The 26,015-nt window shown below is 61.4% G+C and carries 24 protein-coding genes; 8 read left to right on the top strand and 16 right to left on the bottom strand.

Going from position 1 to position 26,015, the window contains the following annotated elements; translation table 11 throughout:
* Nucleotides 1-2: 2 nt before the first annotated feature.
* The 4 genes from arfA to leuS form a co-directional block, all read right to left on the bottom strand.
* The gene (gene arfA, locus BXA01_RS12395) at nt 3-167 is read right to left on the bottom strand and encodes an alternative ribosome rescue factor ArfA (RefSeq protein WP_016773035.1); all 165 of its coding nucleotides are present in this window, start codon (nt 165-167) and stop codon (nt 3-5) included.
* A gap of 181 nt (nt 168-348) precedes the next feature.
* Nucleotides 349-1,386, bottom strand: coding sequence for a DNA polymerase III subunit delta (gene holA / locus BXA01_RS12390; protein WP_041477726.1), 1,038 nt, complete (start codon nt 1,384-1,386; stop codon nt 349-351).
* Between the two features lie 38 nt (nt 1,387-1,424).
* On the bottom strand, nt 1,425-2,030 hold the full coding sequence (locus tag BXA01_RS12385) for an LPS-assembly lipoprotein LptE (RefSeq protein WP_071173693.1): 606 nt from the start codon (nt 2,028-2,030) through the stop codon (nt 1,425-1,427).
* Between the two features lie 88 nt (nt 2,031-2,118).
* Nucleotides 2,119-4,725: a leucine--tRNA ligase gene (leuS, locus tag BXA01_RS12380; protein ID WP_076564270.1), complete on the bottom strand. Its 2,607-nt coding sequence runs from the start codon at nt 4,723-4,725 to the stop codon at nt 2,119-2,121.
* A gap of 255 nt (nt 4,726-4,980) precedes the next feature.
* On the opposite strand from leuS, the gene BXA01_RS12375 reads away from it, so the two are divergent.
* Together BXA01_RS12375 and BXA01_RS12370 are read left to right on the top strand one after the other, a co-directional pair.
* Nucleotides 4,981-5,304: a hypothetical protein gene (locus BXA01_RS12375; RefSeq protein WP_024014441.1), complete on the top strand. Its 324-nt coding sequence runs from the start codon at nt 4,981-4,983 to the stop codon at nt 5,302-5,304.
* A gap of 104 nt (nt 5,305-5,408) precedes the next feature.
* A complete protein-coding gene (locus tag BXA01_RS12370; protein WP_076564269.1) occupies nt 5,409-6,170 on the top strand; it encodes a YdcF family protein in 762 nt (253 codons plus the stop codon).
* 116 nt (nt 6,171-6,286) lie between these two features.
* Here BXA01_RS12370 and lnt read toward each other — a convergent pair whose 3' ends face one another.
* From lnt to miaB, 5 genes are all read right to left on the bottom strand, one after another.
* The gene (gene lnt, locus BXA01_RS12365) at nt 6,287-7,810 is read right to left on the bottom strand and encodes an apolipoprotein N-acyltransferase (RefSeq protein ID WP_076564268.1); all 1,524 of its coding nucleotides are present in this window, start codon (nt 7,808-7,810) and stop codon (nt 6,287-6,289) included.
* Between the two features lie 14 nt (nt 7,811-7,824).
* A complete protein-coding gene (locus BXA01_RS12360) occupies nt 7,825-8,664 on the bottom strand; it encodes an HlyC/CorC family transporter (RefSeq protein ID WP_024014438.1) in 840 nt (279 codons plus the stop codon).
* 5 nt (nt 8,665-8,669) lie between these two features.
* On the bottom strand, nt 8,670-9,164 hold the full coding sequence (gene ybeY / locus BXA01_RS12355) for an rRNA maturation RNase YbeY (protein WP_016773042.1): 495 nt from the start codon (nt 9,162-9,164) through the stop codon (nt 8,670-8,672).
* Entirely contained in the window at nt 9,157-10,149 is a 993-nt protein-coding gene (locus BXA01_RS12350; protein WP_016773043.1) for a PhoH family protein, read from the bottom strand. Before BXA01_RS12350 ends, ybeY begins: the two co-directional genes overlap by 8 nt.
* A gap of 216 nt (nt 10,150-10,365) precedes the next feature.
* Nucleotides 10,366-11,694: a tRNA (N6-isopentenyl adenosine(37)-C2)-methylthiotransferase MiaB gene (gene miaB, locus BXA01_RS12345; protein WP_041477732.1), complete on the bottom strand. Its 1,329-nt coding sequence runs from the start codon at nt 11,692-11,694 to the stop codon at nt 10,366-10,368.
* A 132-nt stretch (nt 11,695-11,826) separates the two neighbouring features.
* Here miaB and BXA01_RS12340 point away from each other — a divergent pair, with 132 nt between their 5' ends.
* The gene (locus BXA01_RS12340) at nt 11,827-12,156 is read left to right on the top strand and encodes a DUF1820 family protein (protein WP_016773045.1); all 330 of its coding nucleotides are present in this window, start codon (nt 11,827-11,829) and stop codon (nt 12,154-12,156) included.
* 176 nt (nt 12,157-12,332) lie between these two features.
* Here BXA01_RS12340 and BXA01_RS12335 read toward each other — a convergent pair whose 3' ends face one another.
* The 4 genes from BXA01_RS12335 to BXA01_RS12320 all read right to left on the bottom strand — a co-directional run bounded on the left by BXA01_RS12335 (nt 12,333) and on the right by BXA01_RS12320 (nt 15,850).
* Nucleotides 12,333-12,887, bottom strand: a complete 555-nt coding sequence (locus BXA01_RS12335; RefSeq protein WP_041477733.1) for a tetratricopeptide repeat protein — start codon at nt 12,885-12,887, stop codon at nt 12,333-12,335.
* A gap of 224 nt (nt 12,888-13,111) precedes the next feature.
* Complete coding sequence (gene hemL / locus BXA01_RS12330) at nt 13,112-14,395, bottom strand: glutamate-1-semialdehyde 2,1-aminomutase (protein ID WP_076564267.1); 1,284 nt, start codon at nt 14,393-14,395, stop codon at nt 13,112-13,114.
* Nucleotides 14,396-14,410: 15 nt separating this feature from the next.
* On the bottom strand, nt 14,411-15,034 hold the full coding sequence (gene thiE / locus BXA01_RS12325; protein WP_076564266.1) for a thiamine phosphate synthase: 624 nt from the start codon (nt 15,032-15,034) through the stop codon (nt 14,411-14,413).
* A gap of 18 nt (nt 15,035-15,052) precedes the next feature.
* Complete coding sequence (locus tag BXA01_RS12320) at nt 15,053-15,850, bottom strand: hydroxymethylpyrimidine/phosphomethylpyrimidine kinase (RefSeq protein WP_007909650.1); 798 nt, start codon at nt 15,848-15,850, stop codon at nt 15,053-15,055.
* Between the two features lie 475 nt (nt 15,851-16,325).
* Here BXA01_RS12320 and BXA01_RS12315 point away from each other — a divergent pair, with 475 nt between their 5' ends.
* The 4 genes from BXA01_RS12315 to BXA01_RS12300 all read left to right on the top strand — a co-directional run bounded on the left by BXA01_RS12315 (nt 16,326) and on the right by BXA01_RS12300 (nt 22,822).
* Nucleotides 16,326-18,677 carry a hybrid sensor histidine kinase/response regulator gene (locus tag BXA01_RS12315; protein ID WP_076564265.1) on the top strand — a complete coding sequence of 784 codons (2,352 nt, stop codon included), beginning with the start codon at nt 16,326-16,328 and terminating at the stop codon, nt 18,675-18,677.
* Between the two features lie 95 nt (nt 18,678-18,772).
* A complete protein-coding gene (locus BXA01_RS12310) occupies nt 18,773-20,422 on the top strand; it encodes an acyl-CoA dehydrogenase family protein (RefSeq protein WP_076564264.1) in 1,650 nt (549 codons plus the stop codon).
* A 192-nt stretch (nt 20,423-20,614) separates the two neighbouring features.
* A complete protein-coding gene (gene amn, locus BXA01_RS12305; protein ID WP_167351308.1) occupies nt 20,615-22,114 on the top strand; it encodes an AMP nucleosidase in 1,500 nt (499 codons plus the stop codon).
* A gap of 72 nt (nt 22,115-22,186) precedes the next feature.
* Complete coding sequence (locus tag BXA01_RS12300; protein ID WP_076564263.1) at nt 22,187-22,822, top strand: pseudouridine synthase; 636 nt, start codon at nt 22,187-22,189, stop codon at nt 22,820-22,822.
* Here the strand turns inward: BXA01_RS12300 and BXA01_RS12295 are convergent.
* On the bottom strand, nt 22,817-23,026 hold the full coding sequence (locus BXA01_RS12295) for a DUF2788 domain-containing protein (protein ID WP_016773053.1): 210 nt from the start codon (nt 23,024-23,026) through the stop codon (nt 22,817-22,819). The two genes, BXA01_RS12300 and BXA01_RS12295, sit on opposite strands and share 6 nt — an antisense overlap.
* Before the next feature lie 171 nt (nt 23,027-23,197).
* Nucleotides 23,198-23,677: an Lrp/AsnC family transcriptional regulator gene (locus BXA01_RS12290; protein WP_007909658.1), complete on the bottom strand. Its 480-nt coding sequence runs from the start codon at nt 23,675-23,677 to the stop codon at nt 23,198-23,200.
* Between the two features lie 450 nt (nt 23,678-24,127).
* Here BXA01_RS12290 and BXA01_RS12285 point away from each other — a divergent pair, with 450 nt between their 5' ends.
* Nucleotides 24,128-25,063 (top strand): DUF6515 family protein, encoded by a 936-nt coding sequence (locus tag BXA01_RS12285; protein ID WP_076564262.1) that lies wholly within the window; start codon nt 24,128-24,130, stop codon nt 25,061-25,063.
* Between the two features lie 41 nt (nt 25,064-25,104).
* Here the strand turns inward: BXA01_RS12285 and BXA01_RS12280 are convergent, their stop codons facing one another.
* Nucleotides 25,105-26,013 (bottom strand): cation diffusion facilitator family transporter, encoded by a 909-nt coding sequence (locus BXA01_RS12280; RefSeq protein ID WP_076564261.1) that lies wholly within the window; start codon nt 26,011-26,013, stop codon nt 25,105-25,107.
* Nucleotides 26,014-26,015 lie beyond the last annotated feature (2 nt).

The following is a 26,015-nucleotide window of genomic DNA, read 5'->3' as shown; positions in this document are numbered from 1 at the left end:
CTTCAGGCAGCCAGAAAGTAAAAAGCCTCCCGGTTGTCAGACCGGAAGGCTTCGCGGCGGTAGCTGCCTTTGCCCTTGGCGGGTCGTTCCTGGCGGCTGCGGAACAAGGGCTGGGCGACGATGGATTTGGCCTTGTTGGGGCCATGCTTTGCTGGCTTTTTGCTCATGAGGGTTCTCTCGGTGTGGTGGTTTTGCGCCGGGAATAATCTGCCGATGTGGCGCATCTGTCCAGCAGCTCATGCGTAGGAATATTCTGGCGCTTTCGCGAGCAGGCTCGCTCCCACATGGGTACGCGGTCACCTGTGGGAGCGAGCCTGCCCGCGAATGGACGCTGCGCGGTCGACTGCCTTATTCGGCAGGCAAGGACAATCGCTGGCCAGCCATCAACAACGCCAGACGACTCAAGCTCATCCACGGCGAACCCGCCGCCTGGCCCTTGATCTGCGCATCGATACGCTGCGCTTCGAGCAGCAATTGCGCCCAGCGTTGCGCCGAGTAGCGTTGCAGCGCCTTGCTCATCAGCGGCTTGCGCTTGTCCCAGACCGGCGGTTTCGACTGGCTGAAGCATTTGTCCAGTGGCGTGCCTTGGCTGTATTGCAGGGAGATGTTGGCCAGCAGGCGCAACTCTCGCGCCAATGCCCAGAGGATCACCGGCGGCTCGACGCCTTCGCCGCGCAAACCCTCAAGCATGCGCAAGGCGTGGGCCGGTTCGCCGTTGAGTACCGCGTCGGTCAGGCCGAATACGTCGAACCGGGCACTGTCGGCCACAGCGGCCTGCACGGTTTCAACGGTGATCTGCCCACCTTCGGCCATCAACTTGAGCTTTTCGATTTCCTGGGCGGCGGCGAGCAGGTTGCCTTCGACACGCGCGGCAATCAATTCGACCGCGTCCTGACTGGCCGACAGACCGGCTTGGGACAGGCGCTGACGAATCCAGCTCGGCAGCTGATTGGCATCCACCGGCCAGATCTGCACAAACTGGGTCTGTTGGCCTTCGACCAGTGCCTTGCCCCACTTGGTTTTCTGCGCGCTGCCATCGAGCTTCGGCAAGCTGATCAGCAGGACCGTGTCTTCAGCGGGGCGTGAGCAGTATTCGATCAGCGCGGCGGCGCCTTTGTCGCCAGGTTTACCGGACGGCAGGCGCAGTTCCAGCAGGCGTTTTTCGGCGAACAGCGACATGCTTGCGCCGGCCTGCAACAACGTACCCCAATCGAAATTGGCGTCGGCGGCGAACACCTGGCGTTCGTCGAAACCTTGCTGGCGGGCAGCGGTGCGGATGGCGTCGGCGGCTTCCTGACACAGCAACGGATCATCGCCGCTGATGATGTAGACCGGCGCAAGTGCGCCTTGCAGGTGTTTACCGAGTTGCGCGGGAGCGAGCTTCATAAGGAGGGCGAGCGGGGCGCTTGGGCGCCCCGGCCGTCTTACTGCTGCGGGATTTCGAGCGGCGACTGACGCGGGGTTTCCGCTTCAGCCTTTTGCGCCGCTTCCAGCGCATCGGCTTCAGCCTTGGCGCGGTCATTGGCGGTTTGCTGCAGTTGCTGCAACTGGCCCGGGGTCAGCTGCGACAGGCGCAGCATCATGCGCTGCACCAGCTCGCGACGGATTTCATGACGGGCGTCGTTGGCTTCCTGATCGGAGCCGACGAGGTTGTTGCCGTCGTGAATGAACACCTTCTGAACTTCGAGCTTGTCGCTGATCAGCGACAGGTTTTTCTCGCCGCGAATGTCATAGCTCAGCACAGTGTTGACCTGATACTCGCCTGTGCGCCCGGCCCCGGCATAGCTGAGGATGCGCTGGCTTTCCTGCTCGTCAGCCAGATACAGCTTGTACGGCGCGCCGCTGTAAACCTTGACGCCGCTGGACTCCAGCGTCTGACGCAGCTGTGTCACGGTTTCGCCGTAAGCGTTACGCGCGCTCAGGTCGATTTCCTTGATCGACAGTTCGTTGGTGCCGGTACCACGCAACTGGAAACCGCAGGCGCTCAGCAGAACGGCGAGGCCCATCACCAGCAGATTGCGTTTGATCATTGTGTTGCTCCCCTTGAAACCAGGTGAGCCGACTCTGCGGCCCGAAAGGTTTTACTGGCTGCCAGGCGAGCCTGGCAGCCGATCCAATTTAGCTGGCGACGATGTTGACCAGTTTGCCCGGTACCACGATCACTTTGCGAATGGTCAGGCCGTCGACGAAACGCAGCACGTTTTCGTTGACGCGCGCGGCGGCTTCGATCTCTTCGCGGGTGGCGCTGGCCGGCATTTCGATCTGCCCGCGCAGCTTGCCGTTGACCTGAATGACCAGGGTCAGGTTGTCCTGCACCAAGGCACTTTCGTCCACGGCCGGCCAGCCTGCATCGATCACCGCATCGGCGTGACCCAACTGCTTCCACAGTTCGTGGCTGATGTGCGGGGTGATCGGCGCCAGCAGCAGGGTCACCGCTTCCAGACCCTCGTGCAGCAGCGCGCGCTCCTGTTCGGTGCCTTGGGCGGCTTTTTCCAGCACGTTCATCAGTGTCATCACCTGAGCGATGGCGGTGTTGAATTTGTGGTTCTGGCCGACGTCATGGCTGGCCTGCTTGATCGCCAGGTGAATCGCACGACGCACGGTTTTCTGCTCGTCGTTCAGGGCGGCGATATCCAGTTTGCCCGGCAGGCCCTGGGTCACGTGGGCTTGCGCCAGACGCCAGACGCGCTTGAGGAAACGGTGCGAACCTTCAACGCCGGAATCGGACCATTCCGCGCTCATGTCAGGCGGCGAGGCGAACATCATGAACAGACGGCAGGTGTCGGCACCGAACTGGTCGATCATCGACTGCGGGTCGACGCCGTTGTTCTTCGACTTGGCCATCTTCTCGGTACCGCCGATTTCCACCGGCAGGCCGTCGGATTTCAGCTTGGCGCTGATGACCTTGGCTTTGCTGTCACGCTCAAGCTCCACGTCCGCCGGGTTGAACCAGGTGTAGGCACCATTGGCTTCGCGACGATAGTAAGTCTCGGCGATCACCATGCCCTGGGTCAGCAGGTTCTTGAACGGCTCATTGGAGCTGACCAGACCTTCGTCACGCATCAGCTTGTGGAAGAAGCGCGCGTAAAGCAGGTGGAGAATGGCGTGTTCGATACCACCGATGTACTGATCCACCGGCAGCCAGTGATCGGCTGCGGATTTTTCTACCAGGCCACCTTCAAAATGCGGCGAGGCGTAACGGGCGTAGTACCACGACGACTCGACGAAGGTGTCCATCGTGTCGGTTTCACGCTTGGCCGGCGCGCCGCATTTCGGGCAGCTGCATTCGTAGAACTCGGGCATGCGCGCCAGCGGCGAACCGGCGCCGTCCGGCACCACGTCTTCCGGCAACACAACCGGCAGTTGATCTTCCGGCACTGGCACGTCACCGCACGCCGCGCAGTGGATGATCGGGATCGGGCAGCCCCAGTAGCGCTGGCGGCTGATGCCCCAGTCGCGCAGGCGGAACTGGGTGCGCGAGGCGCCGAGTTCTTTCTTGATAAGCGCCACTTCCATGGCGTCGAACGCGCCGGCGAAGTCGAGGCCGTCGAACTCACCGGAGTTGATCAGCGTGCCGTGCTCGCCGTAAGCGTCTTGCCACGGCGCCGGGTTGGTGTCACCGGAGCTGGTGCGCACCACCGATTTCACCGGCAGGTTGTATTTGTGAGCGAACTCGAAATCGCGCTCGTCGTGCGCCGGAACAGCCATGACCGCGCCGTCGCCGTAGTGCATCAGCACGTAGTTGGCGACCCACACCGGCAGTTTCTCGCCGGTCAGCGGGTGCTCGACGAACAGGCCGGTCGGCAGGCCTTTCTTTTCCTGGGTGGCGACATCGGCTTCAGCGACGCTGCCGCCCTTGCATTCAGCGATGAACGCTTGCAGCTCAGGATTGTTCTGCGCGGCCAGGGTGGCCAGCGGGTGCTCGGCAGCGACGGCGACATAGGTCGCGCCCATCAGGGTATCCGGACGGGTAGTGAAGACTTTCAGGGTGCCGGCTTCGCCGATCGAGTCGACGTTGTACGGGAACTGCACTTCCATGCCACGGGACTTGCCGATCCAGTTGCGCTGCATGGTCTTGACCTGTTCCGGCCAGCCAGTCAGTTCGTCGAGGCTTTCCAGCAGCTCATCGGCGTAAGCGGTGATCTTGAAGTAGTACATCGGGATTTCGCGCTTTTCGATCAGCGCCCCGGAGCGCCAGCCACGGCCGTCGATGACTTGCTCGTTAGCCAGAACGGTCTGGTCGACCGGGTCCCAGTTCACGGTGCCGTTCTTGCGGTATATCACGCCTTTTTCGAACAGGCGCGTGAACAGCCATTGTTCCCAGCGGTAGTAGTCCGGCTTGCAGGTGGTCACTTCACGGGACCAGTCCACCGCGAGGCCGAGGCTGCGCAGCTGCGACTTCATGTAGGCGATGTTCTCGTAGGTCCACTTGGCGGGCGCTACGTTGTTTTTCATTGCGGCGTTTTCCGCCGGCATGCCGAACGCATCCCAACCCATTGGCTGCAGAACATTCTTGCCCTGCATGCGCTGGTAGCGCGAGATCACATCGCCAATGGTGTAGTTGCGCACGTGGCCCATGTGCAGCTTGCCGCTGGGGTAAGGGAACATCGACAGGCAGTAGTAGGTTTCCTTGCCTGGCTGTTCACTGACTTCAAAGGACTTTTGCTCATCCCAGAACGACTGGGCGGCGGCTTCGATCTCACGTGGCTGATATTGTTCGTGCATGGCTACTTTTGTACTGGATAGGGGTGGCCTAATCCTCTTCGACGGCAGCATCCGGGATGGCCCGGGTGCGCTGGAAGTGGAATGACAGGAAGCGCCGTAGCATACATGACCGCGCTTGGCCGAGGGAAACCCTGATTACAGCTGTTTGCCAGAGCTTTTGGGCGACGAGGGCCGTTGGTCGCGGCGTGTAGCCGGTTCGTGCAGCGAAGCTAAGCTCTAATTGGGGAGTGAGTCTTATCTTCAATGAGGTGAGGGATGGTGGAGCAACGGAAAAAGAACGTAACGAAACCCGAGTTGTATGAAAGGTTGATCGATCGTCTGGGCATGGCGCTGGACGCCGTGAAAACCGCTGACCGGCTGCGCGACGAGCGCCCCCTGGAACTGGAATTGCGTGGCTTGAGTCCCGCCGAGTTCAAACTGGTCAAGGCCTATCTGGATCGCAGTGAACGTGAAACGCAGGGATGCCTGTCTCAAGCAGTGAAGCAGCTCGATGCAGCACATTCGGCCAAGGTCATCTGGCTCAAGGACAAGGCGCCGCGCAGAGACACCGGCAAGGTGCGTTCTGTGCAGGCCAAGTAAGCGCATGGCAGGTCATGAAACGGATCTTTTGCAACCGGATCCGGCCTACTGGTTGTAACGCGTAATCAACACTCTTAGGCTTCGGGCATCTTTGGAGATGCCCGATGCCCTTTCGCTATTTCATCAAACAACTTTTACTGCCGCCCGGCATTCTTTTGCTGCTGTTGCTGGCGGCCTGGTGGCTGCGCCGCTCGCGGCCGCGTCTGGCGGGTGTGTGTTTTGCCCTCGGCTTTGGCGGCCTGTGGTTGATGAGCCTGCCGGTGGTCGTGCAGTGGAGCGCCAAGGCGCTGGAACGAGAGCCGCCGCTGGCGCGGTCAGAGTGGACGAACCTGGCGCAACGCGCCGATGCGATTGTGGTGCTGGGCTCGGGACGCGAGCGCGGTGATCTGGCCTGGGGCGAAGACCAGCCGACCGGCATCGGGCTCGAGCGGCAGCGTTACGCGGCGCGCCTGGCCAAGGCCTCGGGCCTGCCGATTCTGACCAGCGGTGGCCTGCATTACGGCACGCCGCCGACCGAAGCGAAGTTGATGGCAGATTCGTTGCGTGATGATTTCGACGTAACGGTGCGCTGGCAGGAAGGCGAGAGTCGCACCACATGGGAGAACGCGAAGATGACGGCAGATATCCTCTTGCCGCAGGAGATCAAGCGGGTCGTCGTGGTGACGCAGGCGTGGCACATGCCGCGCGCGGTGTGGAGCTTTGAGCAGGCCGGATTCGAAGTGGTGCCGGCACCGGTGGGCTTTTTAGGTACTGACAACGCCCGGCCTTTTGGCGGCTGGTTGCCGGAATTCAAGTCGATCTGGCAGAGCGGGCAATTGCTCAATGAAGCGGTGGGGCAGGTGGGGTATTCGTTGTTTTACCGCTGAAAATCATTTTGGCGAGGGGATTTATCCCCGATGGGGCGTGTAGCGGCCCCTCTCTTACCTTCAGAAGAGGGGACTGCTGCGCACTCCAGCGGGGATAAATCCCCTCGCCACATTTCTCAGAGGGTCTTCGACATCCGGCTCGCCATCAACGCCCAGCCAAACAGCAGCAGGCACAACACGATCAGCGGCCACGAGCGCCATTGCAGGTACGGCGTGAGGTCGTGCATCGGTACCACTTCGCCATACAACACGCCTTGTTCGAACTGCGGAATCTGCTCGGTGATCTGCCCGAACGGATTGATCAGGCCGGTGACGCCGTTGTTGGTCGCGCGGATCATCCAGCGTCCGGCCTCCAGCGCGCGCATCTGCGCCATCTGCAAATGCTGCAGCGGGCCGATCGACGTGCCGAACCAGGTGTCGTTGCTGATCGTCAGCAGCAGATCACTGCGTGCCGACAGGCCGGCGGCGAATTCCGGATAGACCACTTCGTAGCAGATAAACGGTGCGATCTGGTAACCCTTGGCCTGTAGCAGTGCCTGATCAGACGGGCCGCGAGCGAAGTCCGACATCGGCAGGTCGAAGAACGCGATCAAACCGCGCAACACATCCTGCAACGGCACGTATTCGCCGAACGGCACCAGTTTCTGCTTCAGGTAAGTGCCGTCGCCTTCGCCGACCACGGTGATGCCGTTGAAGAAGCGCCGTTCGTGATGCACGGTCTGGCGGATCGGCACGCCGGTGATCAACGCTGATTTACGCTCGGCGGCGAAGTTGCCCATCATCGTCAGGTAGCCCTCGGCGGACTCCTTCAACACCGGCACGGCGGTTTCCGGCCAGATCAGCAGATCGACCGGTTTCGAGCGGAAGCTCAGATCACGGTACAGCGCCAGTTGCGCGTCGAGCTCGGCCGGGTCCCATTTCATGCTTTGCGCGACATTGCCCTGAATCGCGGCGACCGTCAGCGGTGCGCCGGACGGGCTGGTCCACGCGTGGCCCTTGAGGGCAATGCCCGCCACCCAAGGCCCCGCCAGAAGTACCAGACCGGCCGCGATGAAAACCTTGCGACGAGCGTGCAACAAGCGCGGCGCGTTGTAGATCAGCGCTGCTGTAAGTGCCAGGACAAACGACACCAGCCACATGCCGCCCACCGGCGCGAGCCCGGCCAGCGGGCCGTCGAGCTGGCTGTAACCGGAATAAAGCCATGGGAAACCGGTGAGGAACCAGCCGCGAAAGGCTTCCTGGCCGACCCACAACGCCGCAAACGCCAAGGCATCCGCCAACGGTGCTTCGTTACGCCGCAACCAGCGTGCCCACAGCCACGCGGGCAGGGCGAAGAACCAGGCAATCGCCGCGGTGAACAGCAGCATCAGGAACCCGGCGAGCAACACCGAAGCGCCACCAAAGTGGTGGATGCTGTAATAGATCCAACTGGTGCCGGCACCGAACAGGCCGAAGCCGAAGCACCAGCCACGGCCGAGCGCCTGACGCGGGCTCAGCTCACGCAAACCGGCATAGAACAGACCAACCGCCAGCAATGCCAGCGGCCAGATGTCGAACGGTGCGAGAGCGAATGTGGTGATTGCACCGGCCGCCACGGCCAGCAGGTTACCGGGCCAGCCGGGGCGGGTTGTCCAGCGCATTTCAGTCCTTAGAATTAACGAGCGATAGGCGTCAGTCGCAGCAAGTGAATCCGACGGCTGTCGGCGTTCAGGATGCGGAAACGATAAGCGCCGATTTCAGTGGTTTCGTTGCGTTTTGGCAAGTGCCCGAACGCGCTCATCACCAGGCCGCCGACGGTGTCGAACTCGTCGTCGGAGAACTCGCTGTCGAAGAACTCGTTGAAGTTCTCGATCGGCGTCAGCGCCTTGATCAGGAAATCACCGCTGGGCAGCGGCTTGATGTAGCTGTCTTCTTCGACGTCGTGCTCGTCCTCGATGTCGCCGACGATCTGCTCGAGCACGTCTTCGATGGTCACCAGACCGGCCACACCGCCGTATTCGTCGATGACGATGGCCATGTGGTTGTGGTTGGCGCGGAACTCACGCAGCAACACGTTCAGACGCTTGGACTCCGGCACGAAGGTGGCCGGGCGCAGCAGGTCCTTGATGTTGAAGCTGTCGCCGTTCTCCTTGAGGATCAGCGGCAGCAGATCCTTGGCCAGCAGCACGCCCATCACGTCGTCATGGCTTTCGCCGATGACCGGATAGCGCGAGTGGGCCGAGTCGACCACGGCGGGGAGGAATTCGCGGGGTGTCTGGGTCGCCTTGATGCTGACCATCTGCGAGCGCGGCACCATGATGTCGCGCACTTGCAGGTCAGCCACCTGGATGGCGCCTTCGACGATGGCCAGCGCTTCGCTGTCCAGCAGTTTGTTCTGATGTGCATCACGCAGCAGCTCGAGGAGCTCCTGACGGTTCTTCGGCTCGTGGGCAAAAGCCTGGGTCAGCTTACCCAGCCATGACTTCTGCCCGTTGCTCGATCGATCTTCGCTCATAGCGATTACTCTGAATCCTTTGTTGTAACGATGGGGGAGTGTTCGGTTTCGTCGTCCGCGTACGGATCGGGATAGCCCAGTTCAGCAAGCAACTCGCGTTCCAGTGCTTCCATTTCTTCGGCTTCGTCGTCATCTATATGGTCGTAACCCAGCAGATGCAAGCAGCCGTGAATGACCAGATGTGCCCAGTGGGCCTTTAGTTCCTTGCCCTGCTCGGCGGCTTCGCGTTCGACTACGGCCACGCAGATGACCAGATCGCCGAGCAGCGGGATATCGAGAAACTCGTCAGGCACTTCCGCCGGGAACGACAACACGTTGGTCGCGTAGTCCTTGTGGCGCCAGGTGTGATTGAGCTCGCGGCCTTCTTCCTCGTCGACCAGACGAATGGTCATTTCCGAATCAGCGCTGCGCTGGCGCAGGGCCAGTTCGCACCACTGGCGGAACTCGGCTTCACTCGGCGCGCTGGCCTCGGTGGCGATTTGCAGATCCAGCTCAAGCATCGCGCGAGGCTTCCTTCGCGGCTTCGGCACGGGTTTCGAAGCGCTCGTAGGCCTCGACGATCCGCTGCACCAACGGGTGGCGCACGACGTCTTTGGGCTGGAAGTGGGTGAAGCTGATGCCCGGCACGTCTTTGAGCACTTCTATCACATGGTGCAAGCCGGACTTGGTGCCGCGCGGCAGGTCGACCTGGGTGATGTCGCCGGTGATCACGGCGGTGGAGCCGAAGCCGATCCGCGTGAGGAACATCTTCATCTGCTCGACGGTGGTGTTCTGGCTTTCGTCGAGAATGATGAAGCTGTTGTTCAGCGTACGACCGCGCATGTAGGCCAGCGGCGCGACTTCGATCACCTGTTTCTCGATCAGCTTGGCGACGTATTCGAAACCGAGCATTTCGTACAGCGCGTCGTAGAGCGGGCGCAGGTACGGGTCGATCTTCTGCGACAGGTCGCCGGGCAGGAAACCGAGTTTTTCCCCCGCTTCGACCGCCGGACGCACCAGCAGGATGCGGCGGATCTGCTCGCGCTCCAGCGCATCCACCGCGCAGGCCACGGCCAGATAGGTCTTGCCGGTACCGGCCGGGCCGATGCCGAAGTTGATGTCGTTGCCGAGGATTTCCTTCACGTAGCGTTGCTGATTCAAGCCGCGCGGGCGAATCATGCCTTTCTTGGTGCGCAGCGCGACGGTCGCTTCGGCGGGGGCCGGGTTGTCGATATCTGCTGATTCCTGAATGAACAGGTGCACCAGGTCTGGCGACAGCTCGGTACCCTTGGTTTCCCGGTACAGGCGGCGCAGCAGGTTTTCCGCGGACGTGGTGAGTTTTGGATCGCCAATCAACTCGAACTGGTTTCCGCGGTTGCGGATCTCGATGGCCAGGCGCTGTTCGATCAAGCGCAAATGCTCGTCGAATTGCCCGCACAGATTGGCGAAGCGGCGAGCCTCAAAAGGCTCGAGGAGAAAACGATGTGGTTCGATGGGTGCGTTCAAGGTCGTATTTAGCCGCCCTGGGGCAATTAGGATGAAATCAAGGATAACGCCAGTGGCGTGGGTGCGAAAGCTCTTAAATGAGCCCGCCCGATTCATGCCTCTGACGCTGTACCTGTGGGAGCGAGCCTGCTCGCGAAGGCGGCGACACATTCAACATTGATGTGTCTGACAGGCCGCCTTCGCGAGCAGGCTCGCTCCCACAGGAGAAATGCAGTGTTATTGAACCAGCGAACCACGCAGTGAGTGCGGTTGCGCGGCGTCGATGTGCACGTCGGCGAACTGGCCGATCAGCGTGGGATTGTCGCAGCGGAAGTTGACGATACGGTTATTCTCGGTACGGCCCTGCAGTTCGCCCGGGTCTTTCTTCGAATAATCGGTCACCAGAATCCGCTGGATCGAACCGACCATTTGTCGGCTGATCTCGAAGCCCTGCTGATTCAAACGATGTTGCAGCGCGTTCAGACGTTCTTTCTTCAATTCTTCCGGGGTGTCGTCGGCCAGATCGGCAGCGGGCGTGCCCGGGCGCTGGCTGTAAACGAACGAGTAGGAGAAATCGAAGCCGACATCGGCAATCAGCTTCATGGTCTGTTCGAAGTCCTTCTCGGTTTCGCCGGGGAAACCGACGATAAAGTCCGAGCTGATGCAGATTCCTGGCACCGCAGCGCGCAGTTTGCGCAGTTTGGATTTGTACTCCAGTGCCGTGTGGTTGCGCTTCATCGCCGCGAGAATCCGGTCGGAGCCCGACTGCACCGGCAAGTGCAGGTGCTTGACCAGTTCCGGCACTTCGGCGTGGGCCTGGATCAGGCTGTCGGAGAACTCCAGCGGGTGCGACGTGGTGTAGCGGATGCGGTCGATGCCATCGACAGCGGCGACCACGCGGATCAGTTCGGCCAGGTCGGCCAGGCGACCGTCGTGGGTCTGGCCGCGATAGCCGTTGACGTTCTGCCCGAGCAACGTCACTTCACGCACGCCGTGTTCGGCGAGGTGAATGATTTCCGCGATCACGTCGTCGAACGGTCGGCTGACCTCTTCGCCACGGGTGTACGGCACCACGCAGAACGTGCAGTACTTGCTGCAACCTTCCATCACTGACACATAAGCGCTCGGACCGTCGATGCGCGGCTCGGGCAGGTGGTCGAATTTTTCGATTTCCGGGAACGAGACGTCGACTTGCGGCAGCTTGCTGCTGCGCGCGGCGTCGATCATTTCCGGCAGACGGTGCAGGGTCTGCGGGCCGAACACCACGTCGACGTACGGAGCGCGATCACGGATCGCTGCGCCTTCCTGACTGGCCACGCAACCGCCGACGGCGATGACCATGTCCGGGTTGGCCAGCTTCAGTTCGCGCCAGCGGCCGAGCTGCGAATACACGCGGTCTTGCGCGCGCTCGCGGATCGAGCAGGTGTTGAGCAGAATCACGTCGGCGTCTTCCGCGCGAGCGGTGACTTCCAGGGCCTGATGTTCGCCCAGCAGATCGACCATGCGCGAGCTGTCGTACTCGTTCATCTGGCAACCGTGGGTTTCGATGTAAAGCTTCTTGGCCATGGATTCGGGTCGTCACGTGATTCAAAGAACCGCGCATTATAGGGAACAAGCCGTCAGGTTCCTACCGCTGTGCGTCCGGTGGCTATGCTATAGTTCGCGCCCTCATTTTTACCCCGATGTTATCCGCCCGCCATGACCAAACGCGAAGCTCCAATCTACAAGGTGATTTTCCTCAACCAGGGCCAGGTGTTCGAAATGTACGCCAAGCAGATCTATCAAAGTGATCTGTGGGGTTTCCTGGAAGTTGAAGAATTCGTCTTTGGCGAGCGTACGCAAATGGTCGTCGATCCGAGCGAAGAAAAGCTCAAGGCGCAGTTCGAAGGCGTGGTGCGCAGTTTTGTGCCGATGCATTCGATCGTGCGCATCGACGAAGTGGAACGTCTGGGCACGCCGAAAATCAGCGAGGCCCGGGGCGCGGTCGGCAATGTCATGCCGTTTCCGATGCCGATGCCTGAAAAGTAACAGCAGATTCTGGATTGGAATGAGTTTGTGGTGAGGGGATTTATCCCCGCTGGGCTGCGAAGCGGCCCTAGACACTACAATCCGGTTCTGTCTGACACATCTCGCTGAATGGATTTGCGTCTGCTTCGCAGCCGAACGGGGATAAATCCCCTCGCCACAGGTAATCTCCACAGCCTTTAGGGCAGTGGTGAAAACGGCGTACGCCCATCGGCGTTCTGCAGTTCCATCAGGTATTTGCGGAAAATTTGCCCGAGCACCTGAGTGGCGGTTTCGAGATCTTCGCGGGACATCTTTTCCGAGACTTCGTCGGCCGTGTCCAGCGCCTCTTCGGCACCGTTGACCGCTGCCATCTTCAGCACGATGTAGGCCTGGATATTGTTGGCCTGCACACCTTCACCGTGGAAGAACATGCTGCCGAGCTTGTATTGCGCCTGGGCGTGGCCTTGCAACGAGGCCTTTTCGAAATAGCTCAGGGCTTGATTGAGGTCGCGCGGCGCGTTCTTGCCGTCGTAGTAGAACTCACCCAACTCGTATTGCGCTTGCGCGTCCCCTTCGTCCGCCGCTTTCTGGCAGGCGGCCAGTGCCTGCGTGACGTCTTGCGGCTGAGTATTGAGGGTGCAACGACCCATCGCCGGGATCAACAACGAGTTGCCGCCTGCTTGTGCATGCGCGAGCAGGGGCTGAAGGAGCAACAGGCAGCCCAATGCAAGGGTGCGGCCGGTGCGGTTCATGGGAATCGACTTACCTCTGAAGGGCACGCGGACCCGTCGAGGGATCCAATAAGCGCGCATTATGAAATAAGCAGGGCCAACCTTACAAAGTCTTTACTCGTTTTTCTGCTGCGTGGGGAATATATCGCCCGATTCGGGCAGGATTTTCGCAGGCACGTCGGAAAAACCGAGCGGATGTAGGCGAAAGCTGACGCTGGCCATAGCCAACGTCAGCGGTACGGCGATTATTTCAATGCGGCGAAGGCGCGCTCGGCAGCGTCCAGCGTCAGTTGCAACTCGGCTTCGCCGTGGGCGATCGAGGTGAAACCGGCTTCGAAAGCGCTCGGCGCCAGGTACACGCCACCTTCCAGCATCAGGTGGAAGAAGCGACCGAACATTGCTGCGTCGCTGGCCATCACGTCGTCGAAGGTGACGATGTCGTCGGCGCCGCTGAAGTACAGACCGAACATGCCACCGGCCTGAGTGGTCACGAACGGGATGCCCGCAGCATCGGCACGCTGCTGCAGACCGTCGAGCATGCGCGCGGTGTAGTCGGTCAATTCGGCGTGGAAACCCGGGCGGCTGATCAGACGCAAGGTCGTCAGGCCGGCAGCCATCGCCAGCGGATTACCCGACAACGTACCTGCCTGATACACCGGACCGAGCGGGGCGATGCGCTGCATGATCTCGCGCTTGCCACCGAAGCAGCCCACCGGCATGCCGCCGCCGATGATCTTGCCGAACGTGGTCAGGTCCGGCGTCACGCCGTAGTGCGCTTGGGCACCGCCGAGGGCGACGCGGAAACCGGTCATCACTTCGTCGAAAATCAACACCACGCCGTGCTTGTCACACAGCGAACGCAGGCCTTCGAGGAAGCCCGGCGCTGGCGGCACGCAGTTCATGTTGCCGGCCACCGGTTCGACGATGATGCACGCCACCTCTTCGCCCACTTCGGCGAGCATCGCTTCAACCGCGTCGATGTCGTTGAACGGCAGGGTCAGGGTGTGTTTGGCGAACGCTGCCGGCACGCCGGCCGAGCTTGGTACGCCCTGGGTCAGAGCGCCGGAACCGGCCTTGACCAGCAGGCTGTCGGAGTGGCCGTGGTAGCAGCCTTCGAATTTGATGATGCTGTCGCGACCGGTGTAACCACGGGCCAGACGGATCGCGCTCATGGTGGCTTCGGTGCCGGAGCTGACCATGCGCACCATGTCTATCGACGGCACCAGCGAGCAGACCAGATCGGCCATCTCGGTTTCCATCGACGTCGGTGCGCCGTAGGACAGGCCGTGTTGCAGTTGATTGCGCACCGCGTCGAGCACGTCCGGATGGCTGTGGCCAAGGATCATCGGACCCCACGAACCCACGTAATCGACATAACGCTTGTCATCTTCGTCGGTGACGTAAGCGCCTTCGGCGTGTTTGAAGAACAGCGGGGTGCCGCCGACGCTCTTGAACGCGCGCACCGGCGAGTTGACGCCGCCGGGGATGTGTTTCTGAGCATTGGCAAACAGGGTTTCGGAACGAGACATGATCGGGCTCTCAAATCAGATTTTCAGAAGTTCGTTGAAGGCGCGGGCGCGGCGGGTCACTTCGGCGCTGCTCTCGGCGCCGAACAAACCGTGGATCACGGCGAGCAGATCGACACCGTGCTCGACCAGTGGCGCGGCGTTATCGAGGGTGATGCCGCCGATCGCGCAGATCGGCAAGTGCAGCGTGCGTTTGGCTTCGTCGAGCAAGTCGAGGCTGCAACTCGGCGCACCGGGTTTGGTGGTGGAATTGAAGAAGCGGCCGAAGGCGACATAGCTCGCACCTTCTTTGGCGGCTTGTTCGGCCAGAGCTATTTGCCCGTGACAAGTGGAACCGATGATCGCTTTCGAACCGAGCAGGGCGCGGGTCGGCGACAGCGGGCCGTCGGTCTGGCCCAAGTGCACGCCGACGTTGAGGCGCGCGGCCAGTTCGGCGTCATCGTTGATGATCAGCTGCGTCTTGTAGCGCTCGCACAGGTTGCGCAACGCCTCGGCCTCGCGCAGACGGCGGGCCTCGTCGCTGCTCTTGTCGCGGTATTGCAGCAGGGTGACGCCGCCGTCGAGCGCCGCCTCCACGTAAGACAGAAACTTGCCGGCCAGCAACTGGCTGTCGGTAATGGCATACAGGCCACGTAGTTTCATCGGGCAGACCTCACGACGTTACGAGCAGAAATCCAGCGGCAGGCGACGCGGCACGAACTGGCCTTTGCCCAGTTGTTCGGCATCGCGCAAAGTGCGCCAGGTGTAATCCAGCGCACTGCGCACGGCACTGGCCAGGTGTTCGCCCTGAGCCAAGCGACCGGCGAGGGCGCTGGCCAGCGTACAACCGGAGCCGTGATAGCTGCCCGGCAGGCGCTGGCAGATGAAGGTTTCGCGCAGGCCGTCGCGGCTGTAAACGCGGTTGTGGATTTCAGTTTCGTCGCCATGGCCGCCGGTGATCAGCAGGTTTTTGACGAATGGCAGGAGTTTTTCTGCGCACTCGTCGGCCGTGCCTTCGGGCAGTTCGGCGAGGATGCGCGCTTCAGGAAGATTGGGCGTGGCGATAATCGACAGCGGCAGCAGACGCTCGCGCATCGCGTAGCCGACCTCGTCCTTGCCCAGGCGTCCGCCGCCGCCGGCACGCAGCACCGGGTCGCAGACCACTGGCAGGTGCGGGTGCGCCGAGAGCAGTTCGACGACCGTGTCGACCATCTCCAGCGACCCGAGCATGCCCAGTTTCACTGCGGCGACTTCGGAGTCGTTGAGCACGGCGTTGGCCTGGGCCAATACCCACTCACGGTCGAGGACGCGGAAGTCAGTGACGTTGACGGTGTCTTGCACGGTCAGGGCGGTGACGGCTGGAGCCGCATGGCAACCTTGCGCGAGCAAGGCTTCGATATCTGCCTGCAAGCCGGCGCCACCACTGGGGTCGTGGCCGGAGAGACAGAGGACAACGGGGCGGGAGCTGTAGATATTCATGGTGCGCGAGCTTACCACCAAAGCTGATTTTGGGGTTCAGTACTCACGGTGTTTGCGAGCAGATTGTCGGACAACCCCGCAGTCTTTATTTGGAGCACATTTGTGGCGAGGGGATTTATCCCCGTTGGGCTGCGAAGCGGCCCCAAACCCTGCAATCCGGTTCTTTCTGACACACCTCGCTGGATGGACTTGCGACTGCTTCGCAGCCGAACGGGGATAAATCCCCTCGCCACAATTGGTCATCTATCAAGGAGGCTGTCGTCGCGAGTTGACCAACCCAACAGCTCTATCTCGGTGCTTTGCCCTGGAACGCCCGTTCTAGAGCCGTTGTAGGAAAAATTTCCATGGTGCTCAATGGCCATCAACGGCTATGCTAGGCTGGATCCAAACAATCACAGGTAATACCGGTTTTACGTCTACTCAAAGGGAATGGGGGGCTTCCTGACACAACCGGACGAGCCACGCTGGGGCTTCAATGCGCTATTTGCTGATGTTGCTGTTCTGCTTGCCCCTTATGGCGAGCGCCGTCGAATTCGACGAATTCACCCAGAGCCTGCCACTGGGCCGATCGCTGCAAGTGTTCGAAGACCCGAGCGGTCAGGCGACGATTGCCGACGTCCGCGCGCAAGATGCCGCCGGCCAGTTCAAAGCCCACGACAAAGCCACGCTCAACGCCGGTTACTCGCGCTCGGCGTTCTGGCTGAAGATCGACCTGCATTACCGCCCGAGCAACCCGGCCGCCCAGCGCACCTGGCTGCTGGAACTGGCGTATCCGCCGCTTGATCACCTCGACCTGTACTTGCCTGACACCAGCGGCGAATACCGACTGGTGCGCCAGACCGGCGATGCCTTGCCTTTCGCCAGTCGCGAGATCCGCCAGAACAACTACCTGTTCGACCTTCCCTTCAAACCGGATCAACAGCAGACGCTGTACCTGCGCCTGGCCAGCGAAGGCTCGATCCAGGCGCCGGTGACGTTGTGGTCGAGCAGCGCATACCTTGAAGACCAGCCGGTGCGCCTGTATGTACTCGGCATCATTTATGGCGTGCTGCTGGGGATGCTGGTTTACAACCTGTTCATCTACCTGAGCGTGCGCGACACCAGTTACCTCTATTACATCTTCTATATCGGCTCGTTCGGCCTCTATCAATTGTCGGTGAATGGCGCGGCGGTCGAGTATTTCTGGCCGGACAACCCATGGTGGGCCAACGCCGCGACGCCGTTCTTCATCGGTTGCGCCGGACTGTTCGGCAGCCAGTTCGCCCGCAGTTTCCTGCAGACCAAGACCCACAGCCCCTGGCTGGATCGCTTGCTGATCGGCCTGATTGCCTTCAGTGCGCTGGTGATCGGCCTGTCGCTGATGACCAGTTACGCCCTGGCCCTGCGCCTGGCGACCACACTGGCGCTGACCTTCACCGTGGTGATCTTTGCCGCCGGGATTCTTGCCTGGTGGCGCGGCTTGCGCGTGGCGCGTTACTTCATCATCGCCTGGTCGGCGTTCCTGCTCGGCGGCATCGTCAATACGCTGATGGTGCTGGGCCTGCTGCCCAACGTGTTCCTGACCATGTACGCCAGCCAGATCGGCTCGGCCATCGAAGTGGCGCTGCTGTCGCTGGCGCTGGCCGACCGCATCAACGCGATGCGCGAACAACAGGCGCAGACCTTGTTCGACGCCGGGCAGAAACTCGAAGTGCTCAACCAGCAACTGGCCCACAGCAACAAGCTCAAGGATGAATTCCTCGCGACGTTGACCCACGAACTGCGCACGCCGATGAACGGCGTGATCGGTTCGCTGGAGCTGATGCAGACCGTCGACCTCGATCCCGAGCTTGAGCAATATCAACAAACCGCCGCCGGTTCTGCTCGCGACATGATGCGCATGGTCAATGGCATCCTCACGCTCACTGAATTGCAGGCCGGCAAACTCAAGGCGACGCCGGGCAGTTTCAGCCTGCGCGCAGTGGTCGAGGCGTTGCGCGTGCAGTTCGAAGGTAATGCAGCGAGCAAGTCGCTGGACTTCAAAGTCGAAGTGATGCCGACCCTGCCGGATCGCTTGCTCGGCGACAGCGCGAAACTGGCGCAGTGCCTGGAATGCCTGCTGGACAATGCGATCAAGTTCACCCGCGTCGGCGGGCTGGCGTTGCGCGTTACCGGTCGGCCGTCGGCGGATGAGCGCATGGCGCTGTCGTTTGCGGTGATCGACACCGGCATCGGTTTCACTGATCTGGGCGAGGCGACCCTGTATCAGCGTTTCTTCCAGCTCGATGGTTCGATGACTCGCGAATACGGCGGCCTCGGTGTTGGTCTGGCGATCTGTCGGCAACTGGTCGAGTTGCTCGGCGGCAAACTCACCCATCGTTCCGAGCCGGGACGCGGCAGCCGCTTCCAGCTCGATGTCGAATTCGAACTGCCGGTGATCGAAGCGCCTGCGGATCAGCCGACCCGCGATTGCATTCGTGCGCCGCAGGACTGCACGGTGCTGCTGGTGGATGACAACAGCGTCAATCAACTGGTGATGCGTGGCATGTTGCTCAAGCTCGGTTTTCGCGTGCGCAGCGCTGACAACGGCGCCGCCGCGCTGGACTGCCTGCAACGGGAAAATTTCGATGCGGTGCTGATCGATTGCCAGTTGCCCCGCCACGAAGGCGCATCGCTGTGCTGCCAGATCCATGCATTGCCGGGCTGTGCGCACTTGCCGGTATTCATGCTGGCGCTGGGTGCGGATCGCGAGCAATGCGCCCCGGGCGCGCCCATCGACTATCTGCCCAAACCGGTGAAGTTCGAGGATCTGCAGGCTGCTTTACAGCGCCGCGTGCTCAGTTGCTGATGGGGTAAAAGCGCCGCAAAAACGGCGTCTATGACACTTTGTTCAAAAAAGCACCAGTGCTTAACTGGTGCCATTGCTGAACACGGAGCGCCGTCATGAACCTGCATCAGTTCGCCGAAACCCACGAAGTCACCAATCAGCCACCGTCGCTGGACGGCACCAACCTGTACCGCATCGATCTGCCGTTACAGGAGTGGTCGCGGCGTTTTGGCGCCGGTTGGGCCGAGTCGCGGATCGATGCCTATGGCGCACTGGCGGGCGGGCCGCTGATGGAAGCGGGGTTTCTCGCCAACCAGAACAAACCGGTGTTTGCCAGCCATGATCGCTACGGCCATCGCATTGATCTGGTCGAATTTCACCCGGCCTACCACGAGCTGATGCGCACGGCGATCGAACATGGCCTGACCTCGCTGCCTTGGGCACACCCGCAGGACGGCGCACATGTCGCCCGCGCGTCGATGACCTATCTGCACAGCCAGGCCGAGGCCGGCAGTGGTTGCCCGTTGACCATGACTTTCGCCAGCGTGCCGGCCCTGCGCTTGCAGCCGGACCTGGCCGAACAGTGGCTGCCGAAAGTCCTCGCCACCGAATACGATCCGCGCAACGTCGGCATGGCGCACAAGGCCGGCGTGACCATCGGCATGGCGATGACCGAGAAGCAGGGCGGCACCGACGTTCGCGCCAACACCACCAAAGCCTATCCGGTCGGCGCCAGCGGCCCGGGTCAGGCCTATGAACTGGTCGGGCACAAGTGGTTCTGCTCGGCGCCGATGTGCGATGCCTTCCTGACATTGGCGCAAACCGACAAGGGCTTGAGTTGCTTCCTGCTGCCGCGCCATCGCCCGGACGACACGCGCAATCAGTTCTACATCCAGCGTCTGAAAAACAAACTCGGCAACCAGTCCAACGCCTCCAGCGAAGTGGAGTTTCGTGGGGCGCTGGCGTGGATGATCGGCGAAGAAGGGCGCGGCGTACCAACCATTATCGAGATGGTGGCGATGACCCGTTTCGATTGCATGGTCGGCTCCAGTTCGCTGATGCGTCAGGCGCTGACCCAGGCCAGTCATCACTGCGCGCACCGCAAGGTCGGTGGCAAACTGCTCAGCGAGCAGCCGCTGATGCAAAACGTGCTGGCCGATCTGGCCCTGGAGAGCGAAGCGGCGCTGGCCCTGAGTCTGCGCATGGGCAAGGCGCTCGATCATCTGGATGATCGCCACGAAGCGCAATTCGCGCGGCTGGTGACGGCGGTGGGCAAATACTGGATCTGCAAACGTGCGCCAGGAATGATCAACGAAGCCGCCGAATGCATGGGCGGCGCCGGTTATGTCGAAGACAGCATCCTGCCGCGCCTTTACCGCGAAGCGCCGGTGAACTCGACGTGGGAAGGCTCGGGGAATGTGCAATGTCTGGATGTGCTGCGCGCATTGTCGAAGGAGCCGGGTGTGTTGGATGTGCTGTTCAGCGAATTGGGCGATGGCCATGGCGACAAGCGTCTCGCCGCGCATATCCAGCAGTTGCAGGCGCAGTTCAAGGACACCAGTGATATTCAGTATCGGGCGCGGCAGTTGACCGAAGACATCGCCCTTGGATTGCAGGCCAGGCTTCTTTTGGAAGCGGGGAATTCAGCCGTAAGCGATGCTTTCATCGCCAGCCGTCTGAGCGGTGGCGGTCGCGTCTACGGCGGGTTGCCGCGTGGGCTGGACGTCGAAGCCATCGTCGCGCGCTCGACTCCACAGCTTTTCTGACCGCAATTTTCCCGACACCACAAAACCCTGTGGGAGCTGGCTTGCCAGCGATGGCGGTCTGTCAGTCAACATCGATGTTGAATGTGACGGCCTCATCGCTGGCAAGCCAGCTCCCACAGGGATTCGGGTTACCTGAAAGATTTCGGTACACCCACAACGCCACTGTTCCCGTGCGTCCACGATGCAGGCAAGATGAAGCTCTGCAAGTCAGAACACAGGAAGCTGATCGTGACCGAAGCGTTTATTGTCGTTCAAACCGCCGAACAAGCCGTGGATCGTCTGGCCGAGCTGCATGAGCGGGCCACCACTGCGCTGAATTCTGCCCTCAAGCGTTACCTCAAGGACCGCGTCGAACCCGACGCCGAACAGCGTGCCCTGTTTCGTTATCCCGAACTGCGTCTGACCTACCACTGCCAGGGCGAAGTGCCGCAGACCACCCGCGCTTACGCCAAGGTGCAGTTGCCCGGTACTTACAGCGTCACCGTCACCCACCCGGCGGCGTTTCGCAAATACCTGCTTGAACAACTGACGCCGTTGATGCACGACTTCACCGTGACCGTCGAAGTCGGCGTCAGCCAGCAGAACATTCCGTATCCGTACGTGGTCGAGCAAGGCGATGAACTGGCCGGTTCCGGCGTCACTGCGGCGGTGCTGGCGCGGGTGTTCCCGAGTACCGATCTGTCCGCCGCTACCGATGGCATTGCCGACGGTCTCTACGACTGGGAAAACACCGATCCGCTGCCACTGGCACTGTTCGACGCCGCGCGCGTGGACTTCTCGCTGCGCCGGCTGGTGCATTACACCGGCAGTGACTGGCGCCATGTGCAGCCGTGGATTCTGCTGACCAACTATCACCGCTACGTCGACCAGTTCATCGTTCATGGTCTGGAGCAGTTGCGCCGCGACCCGCGTTTCGTGCGCATGGTCCTGCCGGGCAACGTGATCATCGAGAAGAGCATGGACCACGGCGAAGCCTCGGCGATTGCCGCCGGTGTGGTCTGGCACCGTTACCAGATGCCGGCCTATCACCTGATCGCCAACGACGGCCACGGCGTCACGCTGGTGAACATCGGTGTCGGCCCTTCCAACGCCAAGAACATCACCGATCACCTGGCCGTGCTGCGCCCGCATTGCTGGCTGATGATCGGCCACTGCGGCGGCCTGCGTCAGTCGCAGACCATCGGCGATTACGTGCTGGCCCACGCCTACATGCGTCGCGACGGCATTCTTGATCGCGTGGTGCCGCCAAATATTCCCATCCCGGCACTGGCCGAAGTGCAGCTTGCGCTTCAACAGGCAGCGGCGAATGTCACTGGCGAGAAGGGCGACGATCTGAAGAAGCGCCTGCGCACCGGCACGGTTCTGACCTACGACGACCGTAACTGGGAACTGCGCTGGGCTCAGGAACGGCCGCTGATCAACCTGTCCCGCGCGGTTGCGGTGGACATGGAAAGCGGCACGATTGCAGCGCAGGGTTATCGCCTGCGTGTGCCTTACGGCACGTTGCTCTGCGTTTCGGACAAGCCGCTGCACAGCGAAATCAAACTGCCGGGCTCGGCCAACGCCTTCTATGAGCGCGCGGTCAGCCAGCATTTGAAAATCGGCATCGAAGCGGTGGATCTGCTGCGTACCGAACTCAACTCGCTGCACTCGCGCAAGTTGCGCAGCTTCGACGAGCCGCCATTCCGTTAACGGTTAGTCGTGGTCATTTGGCGGTCGGGGCACTAGCATTGTCAGCCCTGATCGCTAAATGTTCTGTCTCTTATGTCCCGTCCCCCGCGTCCACCTTCCCGCCGCCCCGGCGTGAAGCCTCAGTCTTCTGCCCCGCGCCGTGTTGCCAAGGCACCACCGGCCGAGCCGAAACTGATCCTGTTCAACAAACCCTTCGATGTGCTGACGCAATTCAGCGACGGTGAAGGGCGGGCGACGCTCAAGGATTACATCGATGTGCCGGGGATTTATCCGGCCGGACGTCTGGATCGTGACAGCGAAGGTTTGTTGCTGCTGACCAACGACGGCCAGTTGCAGGCGCGCATCGCCGATCCGAAACACAAACTGGCGAAGACCTATTGGGTGCAGGTGGAGGGCGAGCCGACTGCCGAGCAGTTGCAGCGCCTGCGTGATGGCGTCGAGCTGAATGACGGCATGACCCTGCCCGCTGAAGCGCGGCAACTGGCTGAGCCGCAGTTGTGGCCGCGCAATCCGCCGGTACGCTTTCGCGCGACCATACCGACTTCATGGCTGGAACTGGTGATTCGCGAAGGGCGCAACCGTCAGGTGCGGCGCATGACGGCGGCGGTCGGGCTGCCGACTTTGCGTCTGGTGCGGGTCAGGATTGGCGACTGGACCCTTGAAGGGCTGGATCAGGGCCAGTGGCGGGAAGTGCCGGCGCGCTTATAAGGCGCCGGATTCGATCAGGCCGATCACCACACTCTTGATGATGAACGCGGCCACGCCCAGGCCCAGCACGAAAAACAGAATGAACGAGCCGAACCGCCCGGCCTTGGACTTCTTCGCCAGATCCCAGACGATGAAACCCATGAAAATGATCAGGATGCTGACCAGACCGGTCATCATCCACTCTTCGAACAGTGCTGGATCCATTGGCGATCTCCGGCGCGGACAGGGCTGAAAGGGCGGCGGCGAGTATACGCCAAGGGCGGATGGCGGGGCATTGATCTGCGTCGCCTGTGCCGGCCCCTTCGCGAGCAGGCTCGCTCCCACAGGTTGAAATGCATTCCAAATGTGGGAGCGAGCCTGCTCGCGAAAGGGATATCAGCTACGCAAATGAGTCAGCGGCAATTCAGTACTGTTCAAAACCTGATTCAGCACAAAACTCGACCGCACGCTGGTGACCCCCTCGATCCGGGTCAGATGCCCCAACAGCAACTTTTGATAGTGATCCATATCCGGCACCACCACTTTCAACTGGTAGTCGGCATCCACTCCGGTTACCAGGCTGCACTCCAGCACTTGCGGCAATGTGCGGATTGCCGCTTCGAAATTCTCGAAGCGTTCCGGCGTGTGCCGGTCCATGCCGATCAGCACATACGCGGTCAGGCTCAAGCCGAGCATCTTGCGATCGAGCAGCGCCACCTGGCGCGAGATATAGCCATCGTCTTCCAGTTGCTTGACCCGGCGCGAGCAAGGCGATGGCGACAGACCGATGCGCTCGGCCAGTTCCTGGTTGGAGATACGGGCGTCGCGCTGCAATTCCGCCAAAATACTCAGGTCATACCGGTCGAGTTTGCTCATCAATCTGTCCTTGGTCGTAACTATTGCGGCAGATTATCTATCCAGGGTTAAAAATTGCGCAAGCGGTGTTTAATTGAGCAATTTTCGCAATCCTCTGTCGCAGCCTCAGGCTTATTCTTAACACCAGAATCACTGCTCGGTAACACAGTCCACGCGGCCCGCCCAATCAGGCCCGCCGCGGCCGCCACCCCCACCGGGGATGTGCCGGCCCCCGAGCTGCACACTGTCCAGAAGACGGCGTGAGGTGAGCCGACGTCAAAAGCGTCGAGCCAGGACGAAGTTCTCCAGAAGGGAGGCCGACGGGTCTCCCTTTTTTCTTGCCTGCGATTTCATGTTGGCGCCTCAATAAATAAGTCGCGCGACTGATAACCTGTTGCAGAACCCGGTGGGGCTGTTTCGAGTCTCAGCAACAAGCCCTGCCAACGACAGGCTCCCGCAGTGAGGAAAAGCATGAATTCGCGCATCTGGCGTCTGGCCGGTGTTGGTTTGCTGTGTGTGGGTGTCAGTGCGCAAGCGCTGGCCGATGAGCCGCAGAATCGTGGGCCGGGCAACGGGCCGCAGAACGACGGGATCATCCGTGGCGACAACAGCCGTCAGTTCGAGCACAACGGCCAGCCGCACAACAATGACGGTCAATGGCAGAACCGCAACCGTGTCGATGATCGTCCAGAACCGCCTCGCCAGCCGGGCAACAACCTGCCGATCCAGCCGCGACCCGACGCCGTGCACCAGACTCAGGAGCCGCGTCAGGGTTACTACCGCGACGAGCGCCCGCAGAACGGTTACCACAATCAACAGTGGCAGACGCGGCCGCGTCCCGATGACAACCGCTGGCCGGGACGGCCGAACGGTCATGGCAATGGCTGGGGGCCTAGCCCGCAATATCGTCCGGGCCATGTGATCGATCGTTTTCCGGATCGTGATTACCGCGTGCCGTATCGCGGTCAGGATTACTTCTATTCCGGCGGCTACTGGTATCGCCCGCAAGGCCCGCGCTACATCGTCGTGCAGCCACCGCGCGGGATCCGCATCCAGTATTTGCCGGATTACGCCCGTGAAGTGTGGATCGGCGGCTCGCTGCTGTTCCTCGCCGCCGGCTCGTATTACGCCTATCAGGAGGCGACGCAGGATTACGTGGTGGTCGAGCCGCCGCTGCAGCAACCGCCGCAACCGCAAGCTCAGGGCTATGACGTCGAAGCCTATCCGGCCAACGGCCAGTCGCCGCAGCAGGTGCAACAGGACGGTTACCAGTGCTCGCAGTACGCGGTGCAGCAAAGCGGTTTCGACCCGCGCACCGCGACCTACCAACCGGCACCCGAAGTGGTTCAGGCCTATCGCCAGGCGCAGGGCAATTGCCTGAGCAGTCGCGGTTATCAGGTCAGATAGGGGCAGCTACAAGCTGCAAGCTACGAGCTACGAGCTACGAGCTACAAGCTTGAAGCTAGAGGCTTGTCGCTTGTGGCTGCTTTTACAGGGTCAGCGTGCACCAGCACTTCGGCCTTCGGATAGGCCTTATGAATCGCCGCCGCCGCTTGATCGCTGATGCCATGGGCGACTGACAGGGTCAGTTCGCCCGGCAGTTCCAGGTGCAATTGCACGAACCAGTGATTGCCAGAAATCCGCGTGCGCAGGTCATGCGCACCGAGCACCCCCGGCACGCTGCAGGCCAGTTCGAGCATGTGCTGGCTGACATCGGTCGGCAGTTCCTCGTCCATCAACACCGAAAAACTTTCCCGGGCGATCTGGATCGCACTCCAGAAAATGTACACGGCGATGCCCAAACCGAACCACGCATCCAGTTGCGCAAAACCCATCCCGGCCAACACCAGCGCGATCAGGATGCTGCCGTTGAGCAGCAGGTCCGAACGGTAATGCAGTGAGTCGGCGCGTACGGCGTTGGAGCCGGTCTGCTTGATCACCCCGTGCTGCAACATCAGCAGTGCCGCGGTCAGCAGCAGGGAAAAAACGATCACACCGATGCTCAGCCACGGCGCGCCAAGCGGCTCTGGTTTCTGCAAGCGCTCGTAGGCCTGAAACGCGATCAACACCGCGCTGCCACCAATGAACAACGCCTGCGCCATGCCCGCCAGCGATTCGGCTTTGCCATGGCCATAACGGTGATCGTCATCCGCCGGACGCAGTGCGTAATGCACCGCCAGCAGATTGAGCATCGAGGTGACGCCATCCAGCGCCGAGTCGGTGAGGCCGGCGAGCATGCTCACCGATCCGCTGAGCCACCAGGCAATCGCTTTGGCGACGATCAGCGTGCACGCGACCGCCACCGAGGCGCGGGTCGCCAGCCGCAGCAGGCGGGCGTGTTCGGGGCTGGAGGTCATTG

It is taken from the genome of Pseudomonas sp. B10 (genome assembly GCF_900156235.1).
Taxonomy (GTDB): domain Bacteria; phylum Pseudomonadota; class Gammaproteobacteria; order Pseudomonadales; family Pseudomonadaceae; genus Aquipseudomonas; species Aquipseudomonas siliginis.
This window is presented reverse-complemented; position numbering and strand designations above follow the sequence as displayed.

Coding starts and splice junctions, on each gene's coding strand:
- holA (WP_041477726.1), bottom strand. CDS start 1,386: ATGAAGCTCGCTCCCGCGCAACTCGGTAAACACCTGCAAGGCGCACTT.
- BXA01_RS12315 (WP_076564265.1), top strand. CDS start 16,326: ATGCGCTATTTGCTGATGTTGCTGTTCTGCTTGCCCCTTATGGCGAGC.
- lnt (WP_076564268.1), bottom strand. CDS start 7,810: ATGCGCTGGACAACCCGCCCCGGCTGGCCCGGTAACCTGCTGGCCGTG.
- thiE (WP_076564266.1), bottom strand. CDS start 15,034: ATGAAACTACGTGGCCTGTATGCCATTACCGACAGCCAGTTGCTGGCC.
- BXA01_RS12280 (WP_076564261.1), bottom strand. CDS start 26,013: ATGACCTCCAGCCCCGAACACGCCCGCCTGCTGCGGCTGGCGACCCGC.
- arfA (WP_016773035.1), bottom strand. CDS start 167: ATGAGCAAAAAGCCAGCAAAGCATGGCCCCAACAAGGCCAAATCCATC.
- BXA01_RS12385 (WP_071173693.1), bottom strand. CDS start 2,030: ATGATCAAACGCAATCTGCTGGTGATGGGCCTCGCCGTTCTGCTGAGC.
- BXA01_RS12310 (WP_076564264.1), top strand. CDS start 18,773: ATGAACCTGCATCAGTTCGCCGAAACCCACGAAGTCACCAATCAGCCA.
- BXA01_RS12340 (WP_016773045.1), top strand. CDS start 11,827: ATGACCAAACGCGAAGCTCCAATCTACAAGGTGATTTTCCTCAACCAG.
- leuS (WP_076564270.1), bottom strand. CDS start 4,725: ATGCACGAACAATATCAGCCACGTGAGATCGAAGCCGCCGCCCAGTCG.
- BXA01_RS12285 (WP_076564262.1), top strand. CDS start 24,128: ATGAATTCGCGCATCTGGCGTCTGGCCGGTGTTGGTTTGCTGTGTGTG.
- BXA01_RS12375 (WP_024014441.1), top strand. CDS start 4,981: ATGGTGGAGCAACGGAAAAAGAACGTAACGAAACCCGAGTTGTATGAA.
- BXA01_RS12320 (WP_007909650.1), bottom strand. CDS start 15,850: ATGAATATCTACAGCTCCCGCCCCGTTGTCCTCTGTCTCTCCGGCCAC.
- BXA01_RS12295 (WP_016773053.1), bottom strand. CDS start 23,026: ATGGATCCAGCACTGTTCGAAGAGTGGATGATGACCGGTCTGGTCAGC.
- BXA01_RS12360 (WP_024014438.1), bottom strand. CDS start 8,664: ATGAGCGAAGATCGATCGAGCAACGGGCAGAAGTCATGGCTGGGTAAG.
- BXA01_RS12290 (WP_007909658.1), bottom strand. CDS start 23,677: ATGAGCAAACTCGACCGGTATGACCTGAGTATTTTGGCGGAATTGCAG.
- BXA01_RS12370 (WP_076564269.1), top strand. CDS start 5,409: ATGCCCTTTCGCTATTTCATCAAACAACTTTTACTGCCGCCCGGCATT.
- BXA01_RS12300 (WP_076564263.1), top strand. CDS start 22,187: ATGTCCCGTCCCCCGCGTCCACCTTCCCGCCGCCCCGGCGTGAAGCCT.
- ybeY (WP_016773042.1), bottom strand. CDS start 9,164: ATGCTTGAGCTGGATCTGCAAATCGCCACCGAGGCCAGCGCGCCGAGT.
- hemL (WP_076564267.1), bottom strand. CDS start 14,395: ATGTCTCGTTCCGAAACCCTGTTTGCCAATGCTCAGAAACACATCCCC.
- BXA01_RS12335 (WP_041477733.1), bottom strand. CDS start 12,887: ATGAACCGCACCGGCCGCACCCTTGCATTGGGCTGCCTGTTGCTCCTT.
- miaB (WP_041477732.1), bottom strand. CDS start 11,694: ATGGCCAAGAAGCTTTACATCGAAACCCACGGTTGCCAGATGAACGAG.
- amn (WP_167351308.1), top strand. CDS start 20,615: ATGAAGCTCTGCAAGTCAGAACACAGGAAGCTGATCGTGACCGAAGCG.